At 43.8% G+C, this 24172-nt stretch carries 28 protein-coding genes and 1 pseudogene; 10 read left to right on the top strand and 19 right to left on the bottom strand.

Features of this window, described 5'->3' with window-relative positions:
* From NG798_RS16845 to NG798_RS16835, 3 genes and pseudogenes are all read left to right on the top strand, one after another.
* Window positions 1-132: pseudogene (locus NG798_RS16845) on the top strand (photosystem II D2 protein (photosystem q(a) protein)); the annotation flags it as partial.
* Window positions 133-292: 160 nt separating this feature from the next.
* Complete coding sequence (gene psbC, locus NG798_RS16840) at window positions 293-1651, top strand: photosystem II reaction center protein CP43 (RefSeq protein WP_263013009.1); 1359 nt, start codon at window positions 293-295, stop codon at window positions 1649-1651.
* A gap of 136 nt (window positions 1652-1787) precedes the next feature.
* Window positions 1788-1973 carry a PCP reductase family protein gene (locus NG798_RS16835; RefSeq protein WP_261224846.1) on the top strand — a complete coding sequence of 62 codons (186 nt, stop codon included), beginning with the start codon at window positions 1788-1790 and terminating at the stop codon, window positions 1971-1973.
* A 101-nt stretch (window positions 1974-2074) separates the two neighbouring features.
* Here the strand turns inward: NG798_RS16835 and NG798_RS16830 are convergent, their stop codons facing one another.
* From NG798_RS16830 to NG798_RS16815, 4 genes are all read right to left on the bottom strand, one after another.
* Window positions 2075-2887 carry an ion transporter gene (locus tag NG798_RS16830; protein WP_261224845.1) on the bottom strand — a complete coding sequence of 271 codons (813 nt, stop codon included), beginning with the start codon at window positions 2885-2887 and terminating at the stop codon, window positions 2075-2077.
* 91 nt (window positions 2888-2978) lie between these two features.
* Window positions 2979-3341 (bottom strand): hypothetical protein, encoded by a 363-nt coding sequence (locus tag NG798_RS16825; RefSeq protein WP_261224844.1) that lies wholly within the window; start codon window positions 3339-3341, stop codon window positions 2979-2981.
* 98 nt (window positions 3342-3439) lie between these two features.
* Window positions 3440-4207, bottom strand: a complete 768-nt coding sequence (locus NG798_RS16820) for an endonuclease/exonuclease/phosphatase family protein (RefSeq protein ID WP_261224843.1) — start codon at window positions 4205-4207, stop codon at window positions 3440-3442.
* A gap of 56 nt (window positions 4208-4263) precedes the next feature.
* The gene (locus tag NG798_RS16815) at window positions 4264-5679 is read right to left on the bottom strand and encodes an NCS2 family permease (RefSeq protein WP_261224842.1); all 1416 of its coding nucleotides are present in this window, start codon (window positions 5677-5679) and stop codon (window positions 4264-4266) included.
* Window positions 5680-5882: 203 nt separating this feature from the next.
* Between NG798_RS16815 and NG798_RS16810 the strand changes: the two genes are divergently transcribed.
* Window positions 5883-7433 carry a dolichyl-phosphate-mannose--protein mannosyltransferase gene (locus NG798_RS16810; protein ID WP_261224841.1) on the top strand — a complete coding sequence of 517 codons (1551 nt, stop codon included), beginning with the start codon at window positions 5883-5885 and terminating at the stop codon, window positions 7431-7433.
* A 45-nt stretch (window positions 7434-7478) separates the two neighbouring features.
* Here NG798_RS16810 and NG798_RS16805 read toward each other — a convergent pair whose 3' ends face one another.
* Together NG798_RS16805 and trmB are read right to left on the bottom strand one after the other, a co-directional pair.
* On the bottom strand, window positions 7479-7994 hold the full coding sequence (locus tag NG798_RS16805) for a pentapeptide repeat-containing protein (protein WP_261224840.1): 516 nt from the start codon (window positions 7992-7994) through the stop codon (window positions 7479-7481).
* A complete protein-coding gene (gene trmB / locus NG798_RS16800) occupies window positions 7991-8638 on the bottom strand; it encodes a tRNA (guanosine(46)-N7)-methyltransferase TrmB (RefSeq protein ID WP_261224839.1) in 648 nt (215 codons plus the stop codon). The genes NG798_RS16805 and trmB overlap by 4 nt, the downstream gene beginning before the upstream one ends.
* A gap of 303 nt (window positions 8639-8941) precedes the next feature.
* Between trmB and NG798_RS16795 the strand changes: the two genes are divergently transcribed.
* Entirely contained in the window at window positions 8942-9145 is a 204-nt protein-coding gene (locus tag NG798_RS16795; protein WP_261224838.1) for a hypothetical protein, read from the top strand.
* A gap of 14 nt (window positions 9146-9159) precedes the next feature.
* Here NG798_RS16795 and NG798_RS16790 read toward each other — a convergent pair whose 3' ends face one another.
* The 4 genes from NG798_RS16790 to NG798_RS16775 all read right to left on the bottom strand — a co-directional run bounded on the left by NG798_RS16790 (window position 9160) and on the right by NG798_RS16775 (window position 11229).
* Window positions 9160-9597: an Hpt domain-containing protein gene (locus NG798_RS16790; protein ID WP_261224837.1), complete on the bottom strand. Its 438-nt coding sequence runs from the start codon at window positions 9595-9597 to the stop codon at window positions 9160-9162.
* Between the two features lie 178 nt (window positions 9598-9775).
* Entirely contained in the window at window positions 9776-10177 is a 402-nt protein-coding gene (locus NG798_RS16785) for an alr0857 family protein (RefSeq protein WP_261224836.1), read from the bottom strand.
* Between the two features lie 166 nt (window positions 10178-10343).
* Window positions 10344-10865 (bottom strand): HNH endonuclease, encoded by a 522-nt coding sequence (locus tag NG798_RS16780; RefSeq protein ID WP_261224835.1) that lies wholly within the window; start codon window positions 10863-10865, stop codon window positions 10344-10346.
* Window positions 10866-11007: 142 nt separating this feature from the next.
* Entirely contained in the window at window positions 11008-11229 is a 222-nt protein-coding gene (locus tag NG798_RS16775) for a hypothetical protein (RefSeq protein ID WP_261224834.1), read from the bottom strand.
* A gap of 90 nt (window positions 11230-11319) precedes the next feature.
* On the opposite strand from NG798_RS16775, the gene NG798_RS16770 reads away from it, so the two are divergent.
* Window positions 11320-11655: a ribbon-helix-helix domain-containing protein gene (locus tag NG798_RS16770; protein WP_261224833.1), complete on the top strand. Its 336-nt coding sequence runs from the start codon at window positions 11320-11322 to the stop codon at window positions 11653-11655.
* 58 nt (window positions 11656-11713) lie between these two features.
* Here NG798_RS16770 and NG798_RS16765 read toward each other — a convergent pair whose 3' ends face one another.
* Together NG798_RS16765 and murG are read right to left on the bottom strand one after the other, a co-directional pair.
* Window positions 11714-11908 (bottom strand): hypothetical protein, encoded by a 195-nt coding sequence (locus NG798_RS16765; protein WP_261224832.1) that lies wholly within the window; start codon window positions 11906-11908, stop codon window positions 11714-11716.
* Window positions 11909-12187: 279 nt separating this feature from the next.
* Complete coding sequence (murG, locus tag NG798_RS16760; RefSeq protein ID WP_261224831.1) at window positions 12188-13249, bottom strand: undecaprenyldiphospho-muramoylpentapeptide beta-N-acetylglucosaminyltransferase; 1062 nt, start codon at window positions 13247-13249, stop codon at window positions 12188-12190.
* Window positions 13250-13415: 166 nt separating this feature from the next.
* Between murG and NG798_RS16755 the strand changes: the two genes are divergently transcribed.
* From NG798_RS16755 to lepB, 3 genes are all read left to right on the top strand, one after another.
* Window positions 13416-14204, top strand: coding sequence for a nuclear transport factor 2 family protein (locus tag NG798_RS16755; protein WP_261224830.1), 789 nt, complete (start codon window positions 13416-13418; stop codon window positions 14202-14204).
* Window positions 14205-14240: 36 nt separating this feature from the next.
* Window positions 14241-15020, top strand: coding sequence for an SDR family oxidoreductase (locus tag NG798_RS16750; protein WP_261224829.1), 780 nt, complete (start codon window positions 14241-14243; stop codon window positions 15018-15020).
* Between the two features lie 87 nt (window positions 15021-15107).
* On the top strand, window positions 15108-16184 hold the full coding sequence (gene lepB / locus NG798_RS16745; RefSeq protein WP_261224828.1) for a signal peptidase I: 1077 nt from the start codon (window positions 15108-15110) through the stop codon (window positions 16182-16184).
* Window positions 16185-16209: 25 nt separating this feature from the next.
* Here lepB and NG798_RS16740 read toward each other — a convergent pair whose 3' ends face one another.
* Together NG798_RS16740 and NG798_RS16735 are read right to left on the bottom strand one after the other, a co-directional pair.
* On the bottom strand, window positions 16210-16719 hold the full coding sequence (locus NG798_RS16740; RefSeq protein WP_261224827.1) for a hypothetical protein: 510 nt from the start codon (window positions 16717-16719) through the stop codon (window positions 16210-16212).
* 287 nt (window positions 16720-17006) lie between these two features.
* On the bottom strand, window positions 17007-19154 hold the full coding sequence (locus NG798_RS16735; protein ID WP_261224826.1) for a pentapeptide repeat-containing protein: 2148 nt from the start codon (window positions 19152-19154) through the stop codon (window positions 17007-17009).
* A 384-nt stretch (window positions 19155-19538) separates the two neighbouring features.
* Between NG798_RS16735 and NG798_RS16730 the strand changes: the two genes are divergently transcribed.
* Complete coding sequence (locus NG798_RS16730) at window positions 19539-19952, top strand: hypothetical protein (RefSeq protein WP_261224825.1); 414 nt, start codon at window positions 19539-19541, stop codon at window positions 19950-19952.
* A gap of 96 nt (window positions 19953-20048) precedes the next feature.
* On the opposite strand, the gene NG798_RS16725 is transcribed toward NG798_RS16730, so the two are convergent.
* The 5 genes from NG798_RS16725 to petB all read right to left on the bottom strand — a co-directional run bounded on the left by NG798_RS16725 (window position 20049) and on the right by petB (window position 23756).
* Window positions 20049-20432 carry a DUF2614 family zinc ribbon-containing protein gene (locus NG798_RS16725; RefSeq protein WP_261224824.1) on the bottom strand — a complete coding sequence of 128 codons (384 nt, stop codon included), beginning with the start codon at window positions 20430-20432 and terminating at the stop codon, window positions 20049-20051.
* A 47-nt stretch (window positions 20433-20479) separates the two neighbouring features.
* A complete protein-coding gene (locus NG798_RS16720; RefSeq protein WP_261224823.1) occupies window positions 20480-21628 on the bottom strand; it encodes a glycosyltransferase family 4 protein in 1149 nt (382 codons plus the stop codon).
* A 167-nt stretch (window positions 21629-21795) separates the two neighbouring features.
* Window positions 21796-22233, bottom strand: a complete 438-nt coding sequence (locus NG798_RS16715; RefSeq protein ID WP_261224822.1) for an anti-sigma regulatory factor — start codon at window positions 22231-22233, stop codon at window positions 21796-21798.
* A 272-nt stretch (window positions 22234-22505) separates the two neighbouring features.
* Window positions 22506-22988, bottom strand: coding sequence for a cytochrome b6-f complex subunit IV (petD, locus tag NG798_RS16710; RefSeq protein WP_261224821.1), 483 nt, complete (start codon window positions 22986-22988; stop codon window positions 22506-22508).
* A gap of 120 nt (window positions 22989-23108) precedes the next feature.
* Entirely contained in the window at window positions 23109-23756 is a 648-nt protein-coding gene (gene petB / locus NG798_RS16705) for a cytochrome b6 (protein ID WP_261224820.1), read from the bottom strand.
* Window positions 23757-24172: the final 416 nt, after the last annotated feature.

The following is a 24172-nucleotide window of genomic DNA, read 5'->3' as shown; positions in this document are numbered from 1 at the left end:
GAGTTTGAAACGTTCTATACCAAGAACATTCTCCTCAACGAAGGTATCCGCGCTTGGATGGCACCGGCTGACCAACCGCACGAAAACTTCGAGTTCCCCGAAGAAGTGCTGCCTCGCGGTAACGCTCTGTAAGAGTCCATTGTCATTAGTCAATTGTCGTTAGTAATTCGGCTGGAAATTCGATTTGACAAATGACTAGGGACTAATGACAAAGGACAATTGACAACTAATGTTTACTTAGTGTTGAAGACAAAAGAGGTTCTGCTCCGTGCAAACATCCTTTAACAGCGCAATGGTGAGCGGACGTGACCAGGCATCTTCAGGGTTTGCCTGGTGGTCTGGTAACGCACGCCTGATTAATCTCTCTGGTAAGCTGCTGGGCGCCCACGTCGCTCACGCTGGTTTGATTGTGTTCTGGGCCGGTGCGATGACTTTGTTTGAAGTCGCTCACTTTGTCCCCGAAAAGCCCATGTATGAGCAGGGTTTCATTTTGATCCCTCACATGGCAACTCAAGGCTGGGGTGTTGGCCCTGGTGGTGAAGTTATCGATACTTTCCCCTACTTCGTGGTCGGTGTTCTGCACTTGATCTCGTCTGCCGTTCTCGGTTTGGGTGGTATCTATCACGCAATTCGTGGCCCGGAAACCTTGGAAGAATACTCTTCTTTCTTTGGCTACGACTGGAAAGATAAGAACCAAATGACCAACATCATCGGCTATCACCTGATTTTATTGGGTTGCGGTGCGCTGCTGTTGGTGTTTAAGGCCATGTTCTTCGGCGGTGTGTATGACACCTGGGCGCCTGGTGGTGGTGACGTTCGCGTGATCACGAACCCGACGTTAAACCCGGCTGTGATCTTCGGCTATTTGGCTCGTTCTCCGTTTGGTGGCGAAGGCTGGATCTGTAGCGTCAACAACATGGAAGACGTTATCGGTGGTCACATTTGGGTCGGCTTTATCTGCATTGCCGGTGGTGTTTGGCACATTCTCACCAAGCCTTTTGGCTGGGCACGTCGTGCTTTCATTTGGTCTGGTGAAGCTTATCTGTCTTATAGCTTGGGCGCTTTGTCCTTGATGGGCTTTATCGCTTCTTGCTATGTGTGGTTCAACAACACTGTTTACCCCAGTGAGTTCTACGGCCCGACCAACGCTGAGTCTTCTCAGGCTCAAGCTTTGACGTTCTTGGCCCGTGACCAACAAATGGGTGCTAACGTGGGTTCTGCTCAAGGCCCAACCGGTCTGGGTAAATACCTGATGCGTTCTCCTACCGGCGAAATCATCCTCGGTGGTGAAACCATGCGTTTCTGGGACTTCCAAGGTCCTTGGTTGGAGCCTCTGCGTGGGCCTAATGGTCTTGATTTGAATAAAATTAAGAACGATATTCAGCCTTGGCAATTGCGCCGTGCTGCTGAGTATATGACCCATGCTCCTAACGGTTCTATCAACTCTGTGGGTGGTATTATCACCGACATCAACGGGTTTAACTATGTTAACCCCCGTGCTTGGCTGGCCGCTTCTCACTTCATCTTGGCTTTCTTCTTCTTGATCGGTCACTTGTGGCACGCTGGCCGCGCTCGTGCTGCTGCTGCCGGTTTTGAAAAAGGTATCGACCGCGAAAATGAGCCGGTGATGTTTATGAATGACCTCGACTAATTTTTGAGTTATTCATATTTTAAAAAGTGTTCCTGCTTCGGCAGGGACATTTTTTTTGTTTGGGGATAATTGGGTTTCGTTGGTTAAGCCAACCTACTATAATCGTTTTAGGTTTTAGATATTTATTTAATTAGCTATGATGAATTCTGATTTTTCTGATGAGTTGAAATGGACTGCTGAAGCAAAGCTGAAGTTAAAAAATATTCCTTATTTTGTACGTTCTCAAGCCAGACAGCGTATCGAACAACTGGCGCGGGAGGGAGAGTTAGATGTAGTGACACCCGAAATTGTAGAACAGGCAAGGTTAGAATTTGGACAATAGAAAAATAACATCCGAGTTCATCTGCGTTCATCCGAGTTCATCCGAGTTCATCTGCGTAGCGCTACGCGCGGCTACGCCTAACATCTGCGGTTAAAAAACTCTTAAGGATTATCTAACTCAGTACCACAACGCTTACAAAAACGAGCATCAGCATCGTGGAAACCTAAACCACATTTTCGACAAGGAGTTTTAACTTGATTGGCAGTTTTGACGAATTGCTTAATCAGATCGCCTAATTGCCAGGGTATGAGAGCAATGCCGGTTAAAATCATTAAAACAGTCATAAACCGGCCTGCTTGGGAAATAGGAGTAACATCGCCAAAACCTACGGTAGTCATAGTAACAACGGAAAAATAAACCGCATCAAAAAAGGTGGCAAAAGTTTCGGGGTTGACTGGATGCTCGACTTGATATATGAGGCCAGAAAATACAAAAATAATGGCTATTAATGTAAATAAAATTCGGGCAACAATCACGCTATCTTCAGCACTTATTTTACCAAAAATTAACGTTTTTTTGTCTAAAAATCTGAGCAGTCGTAAGACTCGAAACCAGCGAAATATTCTTAAAAAGCTAATATCAACCACTCTTAAAATTAAGGGCAAAATAACGATAAAATCGATTAAGGCATAGGGGTTGAAGATAAATTTTAGCTTGTGTTCTGCACACCATAGCCGCAGTAAATATTCAAGGGCAAAAAAGACTAAAGTGCCTGTATTTATATTATGTAAAATAACTTGAAAGGCGGCTGGGAGGGGGTAGGTTTCTGCGACAAAGACGACGCAAGATAGCAATATAATACTTGTAATAAATAAATTGATAGCGCGACCGGCTGGGGTTTCAATATCTTCTAAATAAAAGGCCAGTTTCTCTCGAAAAGCGATTGATTGCAAGCGTAAAATTTTGGCATCCATTGCAGTTTTTTCTCCACAAAAAACGGATAAAACCCTCTTGCATTGCTGAAAGAGGGTTATTTTTGAAATTTGCCCAAAAATTGCTTTTAGTTTAGCGAACGAGGGTGAGTTCTTTTTCGACTGTTTCCGCCGGGGTGACTACTTCTTCAATCACCGCTATCTCATCGATGATGATAGCTTCTGCTTGCTTTTTGCGACCGGCTTTGTAGGCAACACCGGCAGCCACCAAACCAGCAACCCCAGCCAATCCCAAGCCGCCGATAGCGAGTTTTTTAGTCATGTATTTTTGGCTGAGGGCAGCCGAGGAAGCGCCATCAGAAGAGAGGGCGGTGCCTTTGCTTTGGCTGAAGAAGGGGCAACCACCAGCCACCGAGGGGCTGACGGATGCGAAGACTACAGCGGCGGTGAGGGTGGCGGTGGAGAGAATGCCGGTGAGATATAAATTGCCTTTCATAATTGCTGTGGAGTTTGAATGAGGATGTGATTTATTATGGGTGATTTTTTCTAAACTGCCCACCTAATCACCGATAAAGTTTTTCTGATTATTGCCATTTAGGAAACTTCTGCGATGACGGGCAAATGATCGGAGGGCCAAACTTCTAACCACCGGCCTGTATCTATTTTTACTTGCTGCAATTTTAAGCGCGAATCGTAATAAATGGTATCAATTGCTGCAAAAGCTTTGCCGGTGAAGTCGTGAAAAGTTTGTTGTTGGCTGATCGGCAGACCACCAAGGGCATCCACAAGTTGAATATTATTTGATAGCAATTTGAGAAAAGTTTGTCTAGCGATTGTTTGGGGTTCGGCGTTAAAGTCGCCGGTGAGTAATAGAAAAGAATCGTTATTCTGAATTTGACTCATGCGTTCACAAATTAATTTTGCCCCCAATTCGCGGGCTTTTTGGCTGCGATAATCTAAATGGGTATTAAATAAAGTAAATTTCTGTTGGTTGGGATCAGAAAAAATTGCCCAAGTTGCCATACGCGGGATGGGATTACCCCAACTTTCACTAATGCTGCCTGGTATTTCGGGTGTGTCACTTAAGCAAAAATCGCCGGTTGCTAAACAAAGTAATTCTGTGCGATAAAAAATGGCGCAATATTCGCCTTTGCCTGTGCAGGTGCGGTCATTTCCTACACATTGATAGTCGGGTAGTTTTCCCAGTAAATCATACATTTGGTGAGGTAATAATTCTTGGGTTCCAATGATGTCTGGGGCGTAGGAGTGGATTAATTCAGTAATGGCTTTTAGACGATATTTCCAGGCGTTATTGCCTGGATCTGGTTTATCAAAACGTAGGTTAAAACTGATTACTTTCATATTTGTAGGCCGGGGTTCTGCCCACCATTATAAATGCCGGTGGGCCGAGTATGGGGCTACGCGGCTTGAAAAGCCATGAAGACAAAACGTAATAGAAAAACCCCAGCTAAAACCCAAATAGCAGGAGTAACTTCTTTGGTTTTTCCTTGAAAGGCTTTAAGCAAGGGATAAGTAATAAAACCAATAGCTAAACCTTCGGCAATAGAATAAGTTAAAGGCATCATTATCAATGTTAAAAAACAGGGAATAGATTCGGCGGGATCATCCCAGCGGATATTACGAACATTGCCGGCCATTAAAACACCAACAATCAGTAAAGCTGGAGTTGTGGCAAAGGCAGGGATGGCAGAAAAAAGCGGAATAAAGAACACAGAAAGCAGGAAAAAACCGGCAACAACAATACTTGTAAAGCCGGTGCGTCCGCCTTCTGCAACTCCTGAAGCAGATTCGATATAAGTTGTAACGCAAGAAGTTCCTAAAATAGCGCCGGCAGTAGTACCAATGGCATCAGCAAGGAGAGTTTCTTTAGCGCGGGGAAGTTCACCATTTTGATCGATATAACCGGCTTGAATTCCTACACCGGCAACTGTACCAATAGTGTCAAATAAATCGACAAACAAAAACACAAATGTGACTGCCAGAAAGTCTAAAACATTGCCTTGCATCATTTTAGATAATCCCAGTACCGATTGACCGACTAAATCTGTCGGCCATTGAGGGAGAGCAACAATACCAGCCGGCCAGGGTGTAACACCTAAAATCCATCCTAATAAAGCGGTTGCTAAAATGCCAATTAATAAAGCACCTTTGATGCGGCGAGCAACTAATGCAGAGGTAATTAAAATACCGGCAATTGCTATAAGAGTTGATGGTTGACTTAAGTTGCCTAAAGCTGTTTTTGTGGCAGGATTAGCAACAATAATCCCAGCCCCTCCTGTGGCAGGATCACCGGCAAGGGCAATGTAGGCTAAAAATAAGCCAATTCCAGCGGCTGTGGCGTGTTTTAAACTTTCAGGAATAGCGGTAAGAATGAAGGTACGAATGTTAGAAAGCGTCAGGGCAATAACAATTAAACCTTCAATTAAAACAGCAGTGAGGGCAACTCGCCAATCAATGCCTAATCCTTTGACAACAGAAAAGGCAAAATAAGCGTTTAATCCCATTCCTGGGGCGAGTGCAAAGGGATAATTTGCCACTAAAGCCATGACGATACTGCCAATGGCTGAGGAAATGGCGGTAGCGATTACTAATTCTCCAAATAGATCCTTGGGTTCTTGTAAAAAAATGGCGTTTGATAAAATTGCGGGGTTAACGGCCAAAATATAGGCCATTGTCATAAAGGTTGTGACACCGGCCAGGATTTCTGTGCGAAAATTTGTGTGGTTTTGCGAAAATTTAAAAAAATCCGCTACCGCCGCCGAAATCCCAGAGGCCGGTGGTTGAGGGTTTACATTGAAATCACTATCACTCATTGCTTTAAACTGAAATACACCGCCTTTAGCCTACAGCCATTGAGTGCATTTTTTGGCAAAATAGGACACAATTAGCAAAAACTCCGCCAGCTAAGTGCGGTACAGACGTTCTGCCACAACGTCTCTACATCTGCACTGCGAAGATTGATATGCTCAACCGATATTAACAACTGATGCCTCTAAAATCTAAATTTTTCTCTAAAATGAATCCTCAAAACTATCCAATCAAGAAAACTTCTAAATTTCCCTGGTTTGCCCTGGGAATGTGGGGTGTGTTTTTGCTGTCGCTTGGGCTAAGATTTTGGAATATTAACTTTTTTAATACTCTGGTTTTTGATGAGGGATATTATGCCGTTTATGGGGTTAATTATTTAGATGGAGTGCCGTTTTTTGATGCTCATCCGCCTCTAGGAAAATATGCCATTACTGCTGCAATTTGGTTAGCTTCTCATTTGCCTTTTAACACCGGCACCCCCAATGCTTTAAGCGGAATTTTGCTTTCTCCGTTTAGTTATCGTTGGTTAAATGCCTTGGTAGGGTCTTTTTTACCCTTGATTGTGGGGGGTGTTGCTTATCAACTTTCGGGTCGCTGTTTGTATGCTTTTTTGGCAAGTTTGTTTACTGCCTTAGATGGCTTACTTTTAGTTGAATCTCGTTTTGCTTTAATTAATATTTACCTAGTTTTTTTTGGTTTTCTTGCTCAATGGTTATTTCTTTTAGCTTTGAATAATCGAGGATTTATAAGTGTTTTTTGGTTGTTTTTATCTGGCGTATCTTTTGGCTGTTCTATTTCGGTTAAATGGAACGGTTTAGGGTTTTGGTTAGGAGTTTGTTTGACTTGGTTAGCGGCGCAAATTGTTTACTGGCAACGCCGCCGACAAGAAAAATTAAGTCGGCCTACAATTGAAATTATTAACCCGGATACCGGCATTAGAAGCTTTGAATTATCTTCCAAAATTCCTCTACCTCTCCCCCTGCTTCAAAAACGTTTCATTCAATTGTCTTGGTGGAAAATTTTACTGTTTTTAGGAGTTGTGCCGGCAGCGGTTTATTATGCAGTTTGGCAGCCTCATTTAGAGATTAATACGGATACAAATTTTCTCGACGTTCATCAAAAGATTTTTAATTTTCACAAAAGCTTAAAAAGTGGCAAAGATATTCACCCCTATTGTTCGCGGTGGTTCACTTGGCCTGTGATGTGGCGTCCAATGGTATATTTATTTGAAAAAGCACTAACTCGCCGTGAATTGGTGCCACAGTATCCACCTTTACCAGACAAAGTTGGTCAAATTTTTTATGATGTTCATGGCATGGGAAATCCTCTGCTTTGGGTACTTTCTGCGATAGTAATTTTGTTGTTGTCTGTGATTTTAATTCATCGAGTTTTTATTTGGTACACAGAGGGAGATAATTTTAATGCAAATGACCAAGTTTTGCGCTTTCCCACACCGGCAGAGTTCTGGTTAGTGTGTTTTGTTGTGCTGAATTATGCGGCAAATTTTTTACCTTGGGTGGTGGTGACTCGTTGCACTTTTATTTATCTTTATATGCCGGCTTCTGTATTTGCTTTTATGGCGGTTGCTTGGTTAGTAGAACGCTGGTTAAGAAGTTACCAAATTTATTATCGCGCTGCCGGTGTGACGGTGATTTTTGCGATTGCAATTGCCTTTGTTTTTTGGTTGCCAATTTATTTAGGTTTACCCCTTTCTCCTGCCGAGTTTAATCTTCGGATGTGGTTAGAATCATGGATTTAGTCATTGACCCCCCTTTAAAAGGGGGGATGACAAATGACAAATAACTTATTCTTCTTCCTCCTCCGAAACACTGCCATCTGGGAGAATGGCACCCGTAAGGGTGATGCCGGTTAAGTCTAAGCCGGTGACATTTGCTTCTTTTAAATTGGCTTTCATAAAAGAAGCGCCGGTGATTTTTGTGCCGGTTAAATTGGCTTTGATTAAAAAGGAAAAATCTAAGTTAGCCGAGGTTAAATCAGCCCCATTTAAGTCGGCCTCATTTAACACAGCCCGTTGCAAATTAGCTGCTGTTAAATTTGTATTTGTCAAGTTTGCCCGTTTGAGTTTTGCACCCACCAAGTCAGCGCCAGAAAGGTTTGTACCAGAAAGATTTGCTCCCTCCAAAAAGGCACTCCGCAAATCGGTTTTACTCAGGTCAAGATTACTTAAATCTGCACCTCCTAAATTGCACATTCTGCATTGTTTTGTTTGCAAGAGTCTTTGGACGTGCTGAGGATTAGCAGCAAAAGATGGGGTGCTGTTTAACAATAAAAGTGCTAAACTCAAAACCGTGACTTTCATATTTTATCTACCCGCACAAATAAGGTTCTGTAAACAGGCTGGCCTTTTCTTATAGTAGCAATTTCTCGTTCGGTTTGCACCGGCAAAGGATTTTCTGGTAGCCAAATTTCCGGGTCATGTTTAAAAGCAAAAGCCGGATTAGCTGCAAAACGTTCTCGCATTTCCTGGGCTACTTCTTTGACATCCGATTGCAAAAACAGTTCCCCGCCCGGAACTAAAAATTGAGCTAATTCTTCCACCATTGCCGGTTGAACCATCCGCCGTTTTTGATGTTTGTTTTTAAACCAAGGATCGGGAAATTGAATTGTGACTCGTTCCAGCATTGCCGGTGGTAGAGATTCCAGCAAAGATTTAAGGGAATTATTGGCATTGCAAAAGAAATAATACAAATTTGTTAACTGTTTTTCCGCCGCGATATTGTTGGCTTCTTCTACCAGAGGGTGACGGATTTCTAAACCTAAAAAATTCCAGGCCGGTTCTACCTGTGCCATACTTAAAATAAACCGGCCTCTAGCACATCCAATATCTAAATGCAAGGGTTTACTTAAATCTTTATAAATTTGACTCCAATCTGGGGGCAACACCGGCACCTGAAAAACGTTACTAAGGGGATTAACGTGCTGCCTAACTCTCACCCTTGCCATTCGCAAAACCTCATCGGAATTTTAGGAACAAATTACTTTACAATCTTATCAAAGTATTCTTACCTTAGTTAACTTTTGTAGGGCCACAGCATTGAAAGTAAACTTTAATTGTAATAACGGATACATTTAGTTGAAAACTTGTGGTTGTTTGGTTGTAAAAAATATCTAACACGGCGGAAAACTGCTTTAAGATAGAGAGAAATTTTCATCCAAAAGATAGATAAATTAATGGCTTATGGAGAGTTAATCTTAACAATAGTTAGCCCATGAAACACAGAACTCCTTAAAAAGATCGCAAAAATTATGTCATTCCATGCAATTTTACCCGAAGAATCCACCCTTCCAGAATTATTTGCCAACGTTTGGAAACAAGGGATGATGACTGCCAGTAATCGCCAAAGCATTAAATCCGCTTTACTCACCGGCAGTCTCAGCGAAACAGAGTTAAGAATCATTAACCGAATGCTATATGCTGTACGCCGGGGATGGTTAAGAGTTGCCGATTAACTTAACCGCGCCAATCAACAAAGCTTTTTTTCCACAATTAAAATATCTAAGTAAAAGGTTAAGGCTTCAAACGTCGATTCGCTAGTGGCAACAATTGCGGACATTTTTTCGTCAGGCAATTCTTCATAACTCTGCATTTGCTCAATTAACTGTTTAAGAAATTCAAGCGCTTGCAAAAACAGCGCTTGTAATTTTGCATCTGCCTCCACCGGCTGCTCTTTAATGACGCGAAAACATTTTTCTAACTTAAAAGCGGTTTTACCAATACTCTCAATATGCAAAAAAGCTGCCCCACCTTTCAGCGAATGAGCAGCGCGAAACAATTCTTGTAAGCATTCTGGATCTTCCAAACTTTCCGCTAGATTTAGAATGCCTTTTTCCAGCGTTTTCAGCAAGTCTTTTGACTCTTCAATAAAATATCCCATCAAAATTTTTTTCTGTTCTGGCTGCATTGTTTCCTCCTTAAAAAAATGATTGGGAGTGGAAGGGCAGGGGCGGGCACAATGATCGGGCAATCACAATCATCGCCGGCGTCCCGCCTGCGCCACTGGGGATGCCTGGGCCAAAGAGTAGCCCCACCCCTACAGAGCTCGGTAACTTTAAAAAAAATTCCCACTTCCCAATCAATAATCACCAATCTTGTGTTTCACGGACACAGGAAATATTATTCTGGGCTTCTTGCCATAACTTCACCAAAAAAAACTCGGTACGGTCAAAAAGTGAAGTTACAAACACTCCCTCAGCCGTCTCGCTATCAGCAGCGATCCACGTTCCCTGTAGGCTGATTTCGACAAATTCTGCATCAGCAACACACACAGAAATCACCTCTGAATCTTCTCGTTTTGTTTCGGTTTCCAGATAATGCAAACCGGGTAAATTAGAAGGCAGCAAAAACGACGCTGTAATCGGTTGCACACAGAGGCTTTGACCAACTCGCATCGCCAAAATTACTCGTGTTGCCACCAATTCTTCTAAAGATTGTGCCAAACGCTCAAGGTGAAAGCTTGTTTCGGTGTATGTAAACTTCAGCATTGCCGGTTTTCTCCCGTTATTTTTTTTGCTGAGGGGCTAAAAATTAAGAGTCAAGAGTCATTTGTCATTTGCCCTTTTTTATAGGTCAAGAGTCATTCTTGATTGATTATAATTTCATGCTAAAAAATAGACGATTGACTCTTGACAAATGACTCTTAACAAAGGACTACTCTCTAAGGTGTTGGTCGCGCCAGAAGTGGTCAGCAAACGCAACAGTTGGGTGCATGGGTGCGCGAGGTTGACACTTCAATGGCATGGCAGCTTGGAGGGGGGTACGGTCGCCTTTACGAGCATTACAGCGTTCGCAAGCGGTGACGATATTATCCCAAGTGTGGGAACCTCCTTTTGAGCGAGGGATGACGTGATCGAGGGTTAAATGTTTGCCGCTACCGCAGTATTGGCAGGTGTGATGATCACGCCGTAAAACTTCTCGTCGGTTGACCGGCGGAATTTTCCAGATCCGTTCGCCACCGGCAATTGTTAAACGAATATGTTCGGGTACTTGTAAAACACAACTTGGCGAACGCACCGGCCAGCTAATGCTGGGTGGGGTTCCCAAATTTAAGGGTTCTGCCTTGCCGGTGACTAACAAAACAATTGCCCGCTTAATATTGATGCGGCTGATCGGTAAGTAGTTTTGGGAAAAAACGACTACTGACCTACTTAATATCTCGGTTGCGGTTGTCATAATGCCCATCCCATAAGTTGCTATACAGTGCGACCATTGCGGGAGATTTCTTTTATATTGACAAAACCCTGAATAAAATCACCCCCGCCTCTGTTCGTTGGAAGCGGGGGTGATAAAAATCCGTTAAAGTTGATTTTTCGCCCTATGTTGGTACAGTAATGTGTACCTCGCTTCCTTGCTTTGCTTTCTCTGGTGCCCGCCGAATAGCGGCAGAATAATTATTGTTTTTATTATTGCTGTAGTTTTGCTGTGGCAAACCCGAAAAACCCACAAAAATAAACTCCACATCCATATCTGCTGATTCCCAATGGCTGAGGCATTGGATTGCAAAAACGGTTGTGGAGGCGAGGGTTAGACTGTTCACGGGAAAACTCTTTGAAGGCTACTACTTGAATCCTACAGCCAATATACTACACTAATATTACAAGCTTGTCTAGTTATCGGAGGAAAATTTATGCAGACCCTGACTCGTACTTCTACAACCGAGATGGAAGTTACCAGCATTCGATTGGAGCGGGATCTCAAAGAAAAGCTTAAAGAATTGTCTGGAAACCAGGGATATCAGGCGTTAATTCGAGATATTCTCTGGAATTACGTTCAGCAAAAGTCTGGAGATTATCGATCTAATTTTTCGAGAAATGATATTCGGGCCTCGTTTTCGGCGACGGCGGAAAAAGAAGAGCATTGTGTACTCACCGGCAAGCTCATCCGACCGCAAGAGCCAATGTTATTAGGCTTTACAACGACTGGCGATATGGTGCCTTTGAGTTTAGAAAGTTTGGCCGGTTAGGTTTTTTCTGTTAATTTGCCTCCTCCCCATGTTTAGTTTTGGCCGGGGAGGGGGAATTTTAATCTTTATTTTCTCCTGTTAATTTTGGGGCGTGAGGGCCGGCTTTTTTGCTGGCTTTCTTTTTTTTGATCGCCTGAATTTCTGCCAGGATTTTCCCCCACTCGGCGGTTAATTCTTTGGCGGAATCATCGCTGTGAAATTCAAGATAGGTGACGGTTTTTTTGATTAAATATTCAAATTCTGCCGGTGACATATTTAGGGATTAAGGATTTGGGGCAAATTGATCGGCATCAGGACAAACGCACTCGTATGCTTAGAAATTAGGTTTTTCTATCAGGCATCCTCGATTTGATTTTGTTGCCATACTGCTCAAAAACTTGGTTTCTCGACTTTCCTGCGTTTGTCTTTAAAAGGCGTTTTTGTGATTACTAAAACTTCTTTTTTAGAAAAAAGCATCAAGATAAAAAAAGAGGTTTTTTAAAGGTTTATGGCAGCCCTCTCTCATTTTCCTAAAAAAGCCGGCGATTTTTGATTAATTGGCCAAATATTCTCTTACCAAACCGGCCAACCGGCTCGCACTATTGGGAACTGCTAAGGAACGCGCCTTATCTGCCATTTCTTGCAACCGCTCTGGCGATTTCAACAAGTCTAAAACCAAACTCTGCAATTTTTCGGCTGTAAGTTGCTGTTGCCGGCACATCACAGCGGCACCGGCACGTTCAAATACGGCGGCATTAAAGGCTTGGTGATCTTCTGCGGCAAAGGGATAGGGGATTAAAATTGCCGGTGTGGCTGTTGCTGCCAATTCTGTTAAGGTACCGGCACCGGCCCGCGAAATTGCCAAGTCTGCCCGCTCAAATAAACCGGCCATATTGTCATACAACGGTAGCGAAATATACTGCGGGTGTTGCAAACTTTGTGCATCGGGGTCATTTTCGCCGGTTTGGTGAACGATCCATGCTCCCTGCTCAAACCAGGCCGGCGCACATTCTCTCACTAATTTATTTAATGCTACAGCACCTTGTGAGCCACCCGTGACGACGATTAGGGGTACATTGTCCGGCACCGGCAAATTTAATTTCTGGACTGATAAAAATTGTTTTCGCACCGGCGTGCCGACATAAAGGGTTTTTACACGAGGTAAATAGGCGGATGCGGCTTCAAAGCCAAGGGCGACTACGGTGCAAAAGTTGCTAAACCAGCGCGTTACTTTTCCGGGTAAGGCGTTGGAGTCGTGGAGAATGGCCGGTAATCCGAGAGAACGCGCTGCTAAAATGGCGGGGGCTGCGATATATCCGCCGGTGGTGAAAACGCCGTCAAATTTGCCTTTTTTGAGGAGCCGGCGCACGGTAAATACCGAACTGACAAGTTTGGCAAAAACTTTTACGGTTCCGAGCCCTTTTGTTTGGAAGCCTTCGACGGGGACACTATGCAGGGGGTATTGTTTGGGCACTAATTGGGTTTCGAGCCGGTCGGGGACTCCTAGCCATTGTATCTCACAATCTTGGAGTTGTTCGGCTACTGCAAGTGCTGGGAATAAGTGCCCGCCGGTGCCGCTGGCGGCGATTAGGAGTTTTTTGGGTTGGGTAGTCATTGTGAGGTTTTGGAGTTTTAATCGCAGATGTTAGCGGAGCAGATGTGGAGGCTGGGAAGAGAGTTTGTTGGAAAAAAGAGATTTTTTCTGTATTCGCCAATTTAAAATCTAAATTCTAAGATATAAGTTGGCTGCGCTTTGTCTGCCAATTATTCAAATTACCACCATGATGCGTCAATCTCAATCTCGTTTCTGTTTTTCTCAAATGTCTGGACTCGGTGCTGTGCTGGGGTTTGTGCTATGGTGTGCCGGTGCGATGGCCGCGACGCCGGATACTGCACCTCCTGAGCTTAAGGCTATTTTGACTAAAATTGATAGCGCTGCTAACCGGCAAGATATTAATGCGGTGATGGATTTTTATAGTCAAAGTTTTAGCCACAGTGACGGTTTAACTCGTGATAATCTGCAAAATGCTTTGGTGGAATTTTGGAAGCGTTATCCGCAAATTAGCTATCGTACGGAGTTGCAATCTTGGCAAGTTGATGGCAAGACAATTGTTGCGGAAACAATTACTCAAATTGTTGGCAAGCAGTCGAATAATGGCCGAGAGTTTACTTTGAATGCTACTTTACGTTCTCGTCAGCGTTATGAGCAGGAAAAAATTGTTCAGCAAGAAATTTTAACTGAACGTTCTCAAGTGACTACCGGCGCAAAACCTCCGACGTTAGACATTAAATTGCCGGCGCAAATTAAGGCCGGTCAGGAATATAGTTTTGATGCGGTTGTGCAAGAACCTCTGGAGACGGATTTACTTTTGGGTAGCGCGTTAGAAGAGCCGGTGAAAGCTGAGACTTATTTAACACCAACTCCCTTTGAATTAGAAATTTTACAAGCTGGAGGTTTATTTAAGATTGGTAGCGCGCCGGCAGAAAATCAACCGCGATGGCTTTCAGCAATTGTTGTGCGAAAAGATGGTATGACTGCTGTTACTCAGCGGGTGAATATGGGTAAATAAGGGTTAAGTTTTTGGGGATAATTTAAAAGGAGTGAAATGATTTCTGTTAAAGACAAAATTGTGCTAATCACCGGCGCATCAAGTGGCATAGGTTCTGCCTGTGCGCGGGTGTTTGCGGGGGCCGGTGCGAGGTTAATTTTAGCCGCTAGAAGATATGACAAGCTGGAAGAATTTGCTAAGGAACTCCGCAAAGAATACGGCTGTGAAACGTATCTTATTTCGCTTGATGTGCGAGATTTACAACAAGTCGAGCAGGTGTTTTCAAATCTTCCTGAAAATTGGCAAAATATCGAGATTTTGATTAACAATGCTGGGTTAAGTCGGGGGCTAGAAAAACTCCATGAAGGCTCGATCCCAGATTGGCAAGAGATGATTGATACGAATGTTAAAGGGTTGCTTTATGTAACTCGAACAGTTGTTCCTGGGATGGTAAAAAGAGGTAGCGGTCATGTCGTGAATATTGGCTCTATTGCCGGTCGTGCTGCTTATCCGGGGGGGAGTGTTTATTGTGCCTCAAAAGCGGCTGTGCGGGCAATTTCAGAAGGACTAAAACAAGATTTACTTGGTACTCCTATTCGGGTGACGGAAATTGAACCGGGGTTAGTGGAAACTGAGTTCAGTATTGTGCGATTTCATGGAGATACTGACCGCGCCAAAAAGGTTTATCAAGACTTAACTCCTTTGACGGGGGATGATGTGGCGGATGTGGTATTTTTCTGTGTAACCCGACCTGCTCATGTGAATATTAGCGAGGTTTTGGTAGTACCAAATGATCAAGCAAGCGCGCTTCTTGTTCACCGGCATCCGCCTAAATAAGTTAAATTAAATAGGCCGTATTTGTTGAGGCAAAAGATTGATAAATTCCCCTCTTTTTTTGAATAGAGGGGTGAAGGAGGTAAGGTTTTGCAAACTATCTATCAGCCTGCATCTTCCCGTATAAAAGAGCCTTGGTTAGCGGTAAATTTGTCTTTGGTTTTGCCAGGCTCAGGCCAAATTTATGCCGGAAAAATTTTAAAAGGAAGTGTAATTTTAATCAGTTTAACAAGTTTAATAGCGTTTTCTGTTTGGTCGATTTTTGCGGCGCGGGGAAATACTCTTTTAGGAATGGCGGGTTTAGGTGCGGGAGTTGGGGGATATTTATGGAATTTGGTTGATGCTTATCATTGCATTAGCGGAAAAAAAAGGGGGCAAAATGCGACACCTTACCCTAAAAAAGTTAAATCAAAATCTAGCCCAAAAGATCCTTGGTTAGCGGTGTTTCTTTCGCAGATTTTACCAGGTTTGGGGCATTTATATTTGGAAAAAGCTGTGATGGCTGGGATTTTGTTATCAGGGATTGTTTTGTTTGCAAATTTGGCCGTTTTCTATCGTCAATTGCTTTTAGTTCCGCCGGTGTTATATGCGCTTGCTTCTTATCATTCTTACTTAATTGTTGACCGCAAACCCCGCCATTATAAACATTTGATTATTTTTTTTGTGGTTTTGGTTTTAATTCTAAGAATTATCACTACTTATTTACCGGCCTGGATCGAAAGCAAAGTTCAAAAGTTCAGTATTCCCAGTGATTCAATGCTGCCTACTTTGCAAATTGGGGATGGCATTTTTGTCGATAAATCTAGCAATTTTATTCCCCAAAAAGGTGATTTAATTGTTTTTCAGGCACCGAAAGCAGCCCAAAACAAAGATGTGCCGGCAGACACTTTATTTATTAAAAGGACTATCGGAAAACCAGGGGAAGTTATTGAAATAAAAAAAGGCATTGTATCTCTAAATAGCATTCCTTTAGATGAACCTTATATTGCAGCACCTCCCCTTTATGAATGGGGGCCCGAAGTGATACCAAGCGGCTTTTATTTTGTCTTAGGAGATAACCGGAATGATAGCTTTGATTCGCACGTTTGGGGATATTTACCGGCCTCTAATATTATCGGAAAAGCGTATAAAATATACTGGCCACCGGCTCACATCAAACCTTTGTAGGGTGGGACATTGCCCACCATTTCCCTTAAAATCGTAACCCCACACCACCTTGTAAAGAAAATGCTGCACCCCCTTGTTCTCGATAAGCATCAAAAGCAATAATTGCATTCCCAAAAAAGACTAGGCGGCTATTAGGTAAAGAGTAATCAATTCCAGGCTGAATGGCAAAACTTGGCTTATTTCCCACCGGCGTATCACCACCCGCAATAGAAACCCCAGCACCCACATAAGCATCGGTTTGCCAATTAGTAGGAATATCATAAGAAACTGTCGGAACAATAGCCGCACCATCGCCATTTAAAAAAGCTTGTGCGCGTAAAGAAATCGGTACTTCTAAAAGTTTATAACGAAAGGCAATAACGCCAGCGGTTTGCCCTTGACGATCTTCGCCACCGCTACCAAACGATCCGCCGACACCGACATAGCTACCATAGGCGGCTTGTGCGTAGGCGAATCCAGCATTAAAAGTCAATGCTGCTGTTGTTGAGGCTGTGAGTAAACTCATTCCCCATACCAACTTTTTTAGATGTTCCATTTTATACTCCTCACTTGCCTGCTATTTTGCGATTTGGTTAATTTTAACTTAAGGCCGGTGATTTTTTAGGGATTGCAGAAAGATATTGTGGAGTAAAAAAACTTTATAACTTCTACCAAAACCGCTTTAAAAAATAACCTATCTGTGGAGCAGGCATCTTGCCTGCCATACATCTGCGAACATCTGCGAACATCTGCGGTTAAAAAATCCCCCAACAAAAAGACCCTATAAAAATCGTATCTAGTATGATCTTAATAAAACACCCCCAGAGGGCGTTTAATTGTAATTTACCGGCCCATAAACCCACATTTCGGATGCAAACCCCCCTGCTCACAAATATAACTCAACTGCTTAACATTCAAATTTTTCGCCTTAGAAAAATCCACCCCCTGCAAACCCAAAGAAGGCGAACCACTACCCACCTTTTGGATAAATTGATCCGGCTTCTTCACCTCCTCCTCAACAAAAAGCGCCCCCTGAAAATCAGCCCCCAGCAAATTAGCCCCCCGCAAATCAACCCCCACCAAATTCGCATCCCGAAAACTCGCATATCTCAACATCGCACCCCGCAAAAACGCCCCCTCAAGCGAAGCCGAAGAAAAATCAGCATACTCTAAATTACCCCCACTCAAAACAACCTTCCTTAAATCCGCACCCTTCCACTCAGTTTGACTTAAATTCCCACCCTTAAAACTCGCCCCAGCCGCCTTAACCTCAGCCAAACGAGCACCCACTAAATTCGCCCCAACCAACGAAGCATCCTGTAAATCAGCCCCCGTCAAACGAGCATTTTTTAACACAGCCTCTCGCAAAGAAGCCCCCATCAAAACCGCACTACTTAAATTCGCCCCACTTAAATTAGCCTTCGCCAAATTAGCCTTCGCCAAATTAGCCCGAATCAAACTTGTATTATTCAACAAAACCCCCGCCAGCAAAGCACGAGACAAATTCGCCTCCTTCAACTCCGCCCCACTCAAATCAGCAAACTGATCATCAAAAGTACCAAACAAATTATCCTCACCCGGCCCAGAAAAACGAGCCTCCTGAAAACTACCCCCAGAAAGAATCGCCCCTTTTAAAACAATCCCCGACAAATCCAACTTATCCAACACCAAATTAAACCGAGCCGGCTCACTCATTTGCCCCAAATTTGTGCGGCTCAAATCCGCCCCATGAACACGATCATTATAAAGCATCAAAATCTTAGAAATCGCCCGCTGAGTCGTCCGCAAACGCAAAGCCACAGTTCTTTTTTCCTGCTTAGATCCCCCATAGCGCACGCCATCCAAATCATTCCGCAGCGATAAATTCAGCCGGTGTAAATAAGGCAAAGACTTCGGCCCCGCACTAACCAAAGCCTGAGAAATAGCCTCTAACTGTTGCGCGTCACTTTCTAAACTCAACAAATCCGCTAAAACCATCACCTCCGCATCAGGACTTTGAAGCGTTGCCAACGCCAAAATAGCCCCGCGTCTTTCATCACTTGCAAACTTATTAACTAACTGTAAAAAACGCTCATTTTCCTGCCTTTTACCGGCCCGCAAATTTTCCTGACCTTGAATATAAACCTGAGTCCCCACAAACGTCAGCAAAATCGACCCCAAAACCGAAACACCGCCAATCAAAATCGCCACACCCGGATGGCGGCGAACCCAAAACCAAAACCCAGGTTTAGACCACTGACTTTTTTCACTCACCACCAAAGCAGCAATCGCCTCATCCTCATCAGCCTCATTCCACTGAGATTCCCCACGCGGCGCATCAAATTGTCTAAACGCCGGCAAAATAGAATCAGCCTCCTGAACAAAAGTCCCCGCCAGCCGGTCATGGAAAGTACAGCGGTGGCGGAAAAATAACCCATAAACCCCATCCGCCACAATCAACACCGCCACCAAGCCGGTCAAAATCCCCAAATCTGGCACCGCCCCACCATAACGCCAAATTGTATAACCAACCCCCACCGGCAAACCCCAGCGACTACCCTCACGCAACAAAGCTTTACTAAAACCCGGCGCCTCACCCGAAGCCGTCACCACCTGCAAATTAAACCAACGTTTCGGGAGAGTTTTGCCGGTTTTCGCCAACAAATAAAGCTGCCAACCGGCAACAACCCAAGGCATCACAAGGGCCCCTGTCCAAAACAAATTAGTTAAAGGCGAAACCTTTTGCTTTGTTTCCCGCAAAGGAAGGGCCAAACTTTTCGCCACCCCCACCTGAGTTGCCGACAAAATTGGATTCAGTGGTACCGCTTTCTCAGATAAGTGAGACTGAGCATACAAACCACAACCAAAAGGAATCAGCGCACTTGCCAAAATAATAGAAACTTCCGCAGCCCAAGCACCGCAACGTCGCGTCAACAGGGGCAAAGCATTTGTTTTAGAGGGCCACACTTGTTTTAACCGCTCAATACCGAAAGGAACACTAGAACTTGCCATCAGAGGATTTACAGGTAATTACTCGTTATTTTAAATAAAATAGCTAACCAATAAAAAGCGATTTGCAATTTAGCGCTTTTCTATGCAAACTATAATAACCGCCCCATCTTCAAAAATAGCTAACCTTTTGTACCACTTTAACAAGTGACGCGATAAGGCTTGCATAGGGGACAATACCCCCTCGAAATTAGTAAAATAATTCATAGCCTTAGCCTTATTTTTAAATCCAGCACCGCTATTTTAACTTGTTTAATCTTTCCATCCCACAAAAAGCTCTCTCCGGTTCTTCTGCGTGAAAAAAAATCGCCTCCATATGGCATCGGAACCGGGTTTTCCCCCCTCTCGTCAGATAAATAATAAATATCTAGCATTGTGACGCAAACTATGAAAAAATTAACCCGCACAATCCTTATCAGCGCCGCAACCGGCCTAATATGGGGTGCACTCAGCAGCGTTATTGCTCAAGCACAAGTCATTTTAGCCCCCGGTTTTAACCCCGACCCCAAACCCATCACCACCGGCACCTCTGGCGGTGGAAAAAACAGCGGTGACTGCGGTTCAATCTCTGCTGCACCTAATTTGCAACTTCAATTAACAGAGCAATTTACTTATTTACGTTTTTCCGTTCAAGGAGCCGGTCAGCCAACGCTTTTAATAGAAGGGCCGACGGGCCGGTTTTGTGGTTTAGCCCAACCAGAAATTTCAGGGTTGTGGATACCCGGAACTTATAACATTTATGTGGGAGATCGGGCCGGTGGTCAGCATCCGTTTAGTTTGTCGGTAACGAAAAATCCTTGAGCGATTGGGGTTGATTTTTTTTAACCGCAGATTAACGCAGATTAACGCAGATGGGTTTAGGGTTTGATCGTTAGGGGTGTGGTTGGAATCTACAGTTTATTTGTCTTCTAATTGTGCTGCCGAAATGTCAACGGCTTTTACATCTATAGTGCCTGGGGGTGTTAAACGTTCTAATTGTCCGTTGACTGCTTGCAGCGGTTCTCCACAATTGGCACATTGTAGTTGAGTTTGGTTTAAGGCAGACATTTCATAGCTGCAAACAGGACATTCAGCTTGTATTAAATTTCGATTTAACCACCACCGCAGTCCAAAAAATGCTACGGCTGGTACAAACAAGGCCAATCCTAATAAAATTAACAAGGAATTTACCAACCAGCCTAAACCAAATGTTGCTACTAACCACACAATCGCCAACAAAGTCAGCCAGTTGCTTACTCCAGAAAGGTTAAATTGAAATGTGTTTGTGCTGCGCTGAGTCACGGGGAATTCTCCTAATATTGCGCTTTAATGGGATACTTCCATACTAATCACAAATCAAGCATCTGTTTAAACCGGCCCTCAAACGCATCTTTACCAAAATTCTTGATCATTTCGTTTCTCAACCACTCGCCATCACACCTGCTATCTTTCCCCTCCAAGGCTTCCAAACAAGCCAGCGCAACTGCTCCTGCATCCCGATGGGGGACGCGCCACCCCAGCTTACCATCCAACAGCGGATCAGCCGAACCATCCGCATCTCCGGCCACCACCGGCACTCCACACGCCATCGCCTCTAAATACACTATCCCAAACCCTTCGTGAGACGGCATAACGTACACATCCGCCAGCCGGTAATGTTCCACCAACTCTTCACTCGCCACAAACCCGGCAAATACTACTTTATCCCTCACCCCCAACTCTTCGGCTATTTTCTCTAAACGGGGCCGGTCGTCTCCTCTGCCAATGACTAAATACTTGACATTTTTTACTTTTTGTGCAATCTCTGGCAATGCCTGAATTGTCACATCCACCCCCTTATAGATATCCCCAGACCATAACCGCGCCACCGTCATCAAAACGCGGCTATCTTTTAAATTATATTTTTCCAAAAGTGTTAAAGATTTGCGGGCCGGTGTAAAAACTTCCCCATCCACCGCACAAGGTAAAATCTTGAATTTCTCAGGATTTAACGCATTAGCCTCACAAGCCTTATCACGACTATAACGGCTAATAGTCCAAATTTCCTCCGCCTCTAAAAGCGCCCTTTGATAACTGCCTTTTAGCGGTTCCCAAACCTCCTTTCCATAGGTTAAAACCGTATAAGGAATATGGGTTTTTGTGCAAAGAAAATGTATTAATGGTGCTAATTTAACATGACCGCAAAAAAGCCGGCGGGGACGTTTGAGCAGCAAAAAAGAAGCCAGACTAAAAGCCAGACGAATTCTACCAAAAGAGGCCGGTGAAGTCTTCAAAAAGTGAAATTTTAAAAACTCTGAGGCAAAAAAAATATCAGAATCAGGACTATCTCTTAAAATAAAAACCTCAGCCTTGCGACCTTCTATAGAACTATAAGCCTTCAAAAGATCCTTAACATAAGATTGAATACCCCCCTCACTACAAAAAACCTCCAAAAACACAAAAACATCGATTTCTTTTTCATCCACAAGATCGTCTTTTTCGGAAAAACTTGTCTTCATCAGCCTTAATCTGCTAAAGGATGCGGTTAAATTAACATACCAACACCCCGGATCTAAAAACTGTAAGATGCTAGAAATTAGCTCAAATTATGCCAGACCACAAGATAAAATTCTCAGAAAATTTGCTATTTCACCGGCCCCAAAAAAGCCATCAATGAAAAGAGCCTTTACCGCTCATCTTGCTGAAAATCATACTTAACAATCAACAAACAATTTTGCCGGTCTTGATGACGCTCATAAAGCACCTTATCCGCCAACCGGCGCAACAAAAACCAACCATAACCCCCCTCCTGAAGCGTCCCCGGTTTTGGTTCCTCCAACAAATCAGGATTAAAAGGCTTACCCCGATCCCAAATGCGGATTTCTAGGCGGTCATCCCACAACGCCAAATCAATTTTAACAGGAGTCGCCGGCGGCAAGTCCTGATGTGCGTGGCGTACAGCATTTGTAAACCCCTCCGCCAAAGCCAACTCCATCGCATAAACCTGCCTTTGCGGCCAAGCAAACTTAGCGCTATTTTCTGCACAAAAAGCTTCAAACCACTTCTGCACTTTGGTTAAGACAGACAAATCACTCTGAACTGTCAAATGTTTTTCTTTAAACATAACCAAGCCTAACCTATGGTTGATGGGGTAAGAATATCACTTACCATTGTGCCGCTAACTTAGCTTTTTTTGTTTAAATTTTTATCAAACTTCGCACTGCAACCCGTAGCATATCCGGGGCAAAGTTTTTAATTTTCAATCTAAATAAAATCTAAAAATTTTAGTCAATCTTAATAAAATCTTAAATTAAAAGCGCCTGTCAGTATTTCTCAAAGTACAACTAGCACTTACAGAAAACCTGACAGGCGTTAAAGAAGGGAAATCGCTGTAACTTAGAACAAGCCCAAAGTCAGAGACTTGTCAATCGGCATAACAGCACCGACACCCAACCACAAAGTCACCAAAGTACCAAACATGAATACAGCGGTAGCAACCGGCCGGCGGAAAGGATTCTGAAACTTGTTCACATTTTCAATAAAAGGAACCAGCATCAAACCCAGAGGAATCGAAGTCATACCGGCAATCCCCAGCAACTTGTTAGGCAAAATGCGGAGGATTTGGAAAGCCGGCCACAGATACCATTCCGGCAAAATTTCCAAAGGAGTAGCAAACGGATTAGCAGGCTCACCCACCATCGCGGGATCTAACACAGCCAAACCCACGCAGAGAGCGATGCTTCCCAAAATCACCACAGGGAAGATGTAGAGCAAGTCATTAGGCCAAGCCGGCTCACCATAGTAGTTGTGGCCCATGCCTTTCGCCAATTTGGCGCGTAATACGGGATCGCTGAGATCCGGTTTCTTAATAGTTGCCATAGTCGGGTGTGTTCTCCTGTTACTGTGCGCTCGCTGAAATCATTTTAAGAGTCTTGAATTTTCTTATTTCAAAACCCTGTAGAGACGCAATAACTTACGTCTCTACAATTGCATTGCTTTTTACAACGGCCCAGAGATGCCTTGTTTGCGGATCATCAAGAAATGCAACAACATGAACACCGCAATCAACCAAGGCAAAACAAAGGTGTGCAAGCTATAGTAGCGGGTCAGAGTCCCTTGACCAACACTTTCGCCACCCCGGAGCAATTCAACGATCAGAGATCCCACAACCGGGATGGCTTCCGGAACCCCTGACACAATCTTAACTGCCCAATAACCGACCTGATCCCAAGGCAGAGAATAGCCAGTTACACCAAAAGAAACGGTAATAACTGCCAAAATCACACCTGTTACCCAAGTTAACTCGCGGGGCTTTTTGAAACCGCCAGTCAGGTAAACTCGGAAAACGTGCAGGAGCATCATCAATACCATCATGCTTGCGGACCAGCGATGAATGGAGCGGATGAGCCAACCGAAGTTAACCTCAGTCATCAAATACTGCACCGAGGAAAACGCTTCAGTTACCGTCGGCTTGTAATAAAACGTCATGGCGAATCCAGTGGCGAACTGGATCAAGAAGCAAGTCAAGGTGATCCCGCCCAAGCAATAGAAAATGTTGACGTGGGGGGGGACGTACTTGCTTGTTACATCATCTGCGAGAGCCTGAATTTCCAGGCGCTCCTCAAACCAGTCATAGACGTTGGCCATAAAGCAAGCGTTCCCAAAAAAATTTATTGCTGTACTAGAAAATTTAACGTTTCTGCTTCTTCCTTTCAAGAGTGAAGCGGCTTCAATCTGCAAACCTCAGCTTTCGCTAAGGGGCGATTAATTTTACCTGATCACTGTTATGTTGTCAAGGTTGCCGTTTTTATTTCTCAACACTTCCCCTCACTCAGGCAACGCTTGTTATGGCGTAGCGGGTCATTGGAGAGGAAAGGCGAGAGCCCTCCCCAAGGCACAGGAAACGTGCGCGAGTTAAATTCGCTGCGTGTGTCGGAACACATAGCTGTCAAAGGCTTTTGCCAAAGGCTTTGATGCCGGTTGATCATCTATGAGTCAGTTGTTAAATTTTATCACATTTCTGAATTCCGCTTTTTGGCTTTTTTTTGGGAAGCTTGGGACAT

Origin of the sequence: Ancylothrix sp. D3o (assembly GCF_025370775.1) — a bacterium.
GTDB lineage: Bacteria > Cyanobacteriota > Cyanobacteriia > Cyanobacteriales > Oscillatoriaceae > Ancylothrix.
This window is presented reverse-complemented; position numbering and strand designations above follow the sequence as displayed.

Bases quoted from the DNA above. Each gene is read 5' to 3' on its own strand.
- NG798_RS16765 (WP_261224832.1), bottom strand. From the start codon at position 11,908: ATGTCACCGGCAGAATTTGAATATTTAATCAAAAAAACCGTCACCTAT.
- NG798_RS16755 (WP_261224830.1), top strand. From the start codon at position 13,416: ATGATGCGTCAATCTCAATCTCGTTTCTGTTTTTCTCAAATGTCTGGA.
- trmB (WP_261224839.1), bottom strand. From the start codon at position 8,638: ATGGCAAGGGTGAGAGTTAGGCAGCACGTTAATCCCCTTAGTAACGTT.
- NG798_RS16790 (WP_261224837.1), bottom strand. From the start codon at position 9,597: ATGCAGCCAGAACAGAAAAAAATTTTGATGGGATATTTTATTGAAGAG.
- NG798_RS16815 (WP_261224842.1), bottom strand. From the start codon at position 5,679: ATGAGTGATAGTGATTTCAATGTAAACCCTCAACCACCGGCCTCTGGG.
- NG798_RS16810 (WP_261224841.1), top strand. From the start codon at position 5,883: ATGAATCCTCAAAACTATCCAATCAAGAAAACTTCTAAATTTCCCTGG.
- NG798_RS16835 (WP_261224846.1), top strand. From the start codon at position 1,788: ATGATGAATTCTGATTTTTCTGATGAGTTGAAATGGACTGCTGAAGCA.
- NG798_RS16730 (WP_261224825.1), top strand. From the start codon at position 19,539: ATGAAAAAATTAACCCGCACAATCCTTATCAGCGCCGCAACCGGCCTA.
- NG798_RS16830 (WP_261224845.1), bottom strand. From the start codon at position 2,887: ATGGATGCCAAAATTTTACGCTTGCAATCAATCGCTTTTCGAGAGAAA.
- NG798_RS16805 (WP_261224840.1), bottom strand. From the start codon at position 7,994: ATGAAAGTCACGGTTTTGAGTTTAGCACTTTTATTGTTAAACAGCACC.
- NG798_RS16770 (WP_261224833.1), top strand. From the start codon at position 11,320: ATGCAGACCCTGACTCGTACTTCTACAACCGAGATGGAAGTTACCAGC.
- NG798_RS16720 (WP_261224823.1), bottom strand. From the start codon at position 21,628: ATGAAGACAAGTTTTTCCGAAAAAGACGATCTTGTGGATGAAAAAGAA.
- petD (WP_261224821.1), bottom strand. From the start codon at position 22,988: ATGGCAACTATTAAGAAACCGGATCTCAGCGATCCCGTATTACGCGCC.
- NG798_RS16785 (WP_261224836.1), bottom strand. From the start codon at position 10,177: ATGCTGAAGTTTACATACACCGAAACAAGCTTTCACCTTGAGCGTTTG.
- NG798_RS16740 (WP_261224827.1), bottom strand. From the start codon at position 16,719: ATGGAACATCTAAAAAAGTTGGTATGGGGAATGAGTTTACTCACAGCC.
- NG798_RS16825 (WP_261224844.1), bottom strand. From the start codon at position 3,341: ATGAAAGGCAATTTATATCTCACCGGCATTCTCTCCACCGCCACCCTC.
- NG798_RS16780 (WP_261224835.1), bottom strand. From the start codon at position 10,865: ATGACAACCGCAACCGAGATATTAAGTAGGTCAGTAGTCGTTTTTTCC.
- psbC (WP_263013009.1), top strand. From the start codon at position 293: ATGGTGAGCGGACGTGACCAGGCATCTTCAGGGTTTGCCTGGTGGTCT.
- murG (WP_261224831.1), bottom strand. From the start codon at position 13,249: ATGACTACCCAACCCAAAAAACTCCTAATCGCCGCCAGCGGCACCGGC.
- NG798_RS16820 (WP_261224843.1), bottom strand. From the start codon at position 4,207: ATGAAAGTAATCAGTTTTAACCTACGTTTTGATAAACCAGATCCAGGC.
- NG798_RS16750 (WP_261224829.1), top strand. From the start codon at position 14,241: ATGATTTCTGTTAAAGACAAAATTGTGCTAATCACCGGCGCATCAAGT.
- NG798_RS16795 (WP_261224838.1), top strand. From the start codon at position 8,942: ATGTCATTCCATGCAATTTTACCCGAAGAATCCACCCTTCCAGAATTA.
- NG798_RS16735 (WP_261224826.1), bottom strand. From the start codon at position 19,154: ATGGCAAGTTCTAGTGTTCCTTTCGGTATTGAGCGGTTAAAACAAGTG.
- petB (WP_261224820.1), bottom strand. From the start codon at position 23,756: ATGGCCAACGTCTATGACTGGTTTGAGGAGCGCCTGGAAATTCAGGCT.
- NG798_RS16715 (WP_261224822.1), bottom strand. From the start codon at position 22,233: ATGTTTAAAGAAAAACATTTGACAGTTCAGAGTGATTTGTCTGTCTTA.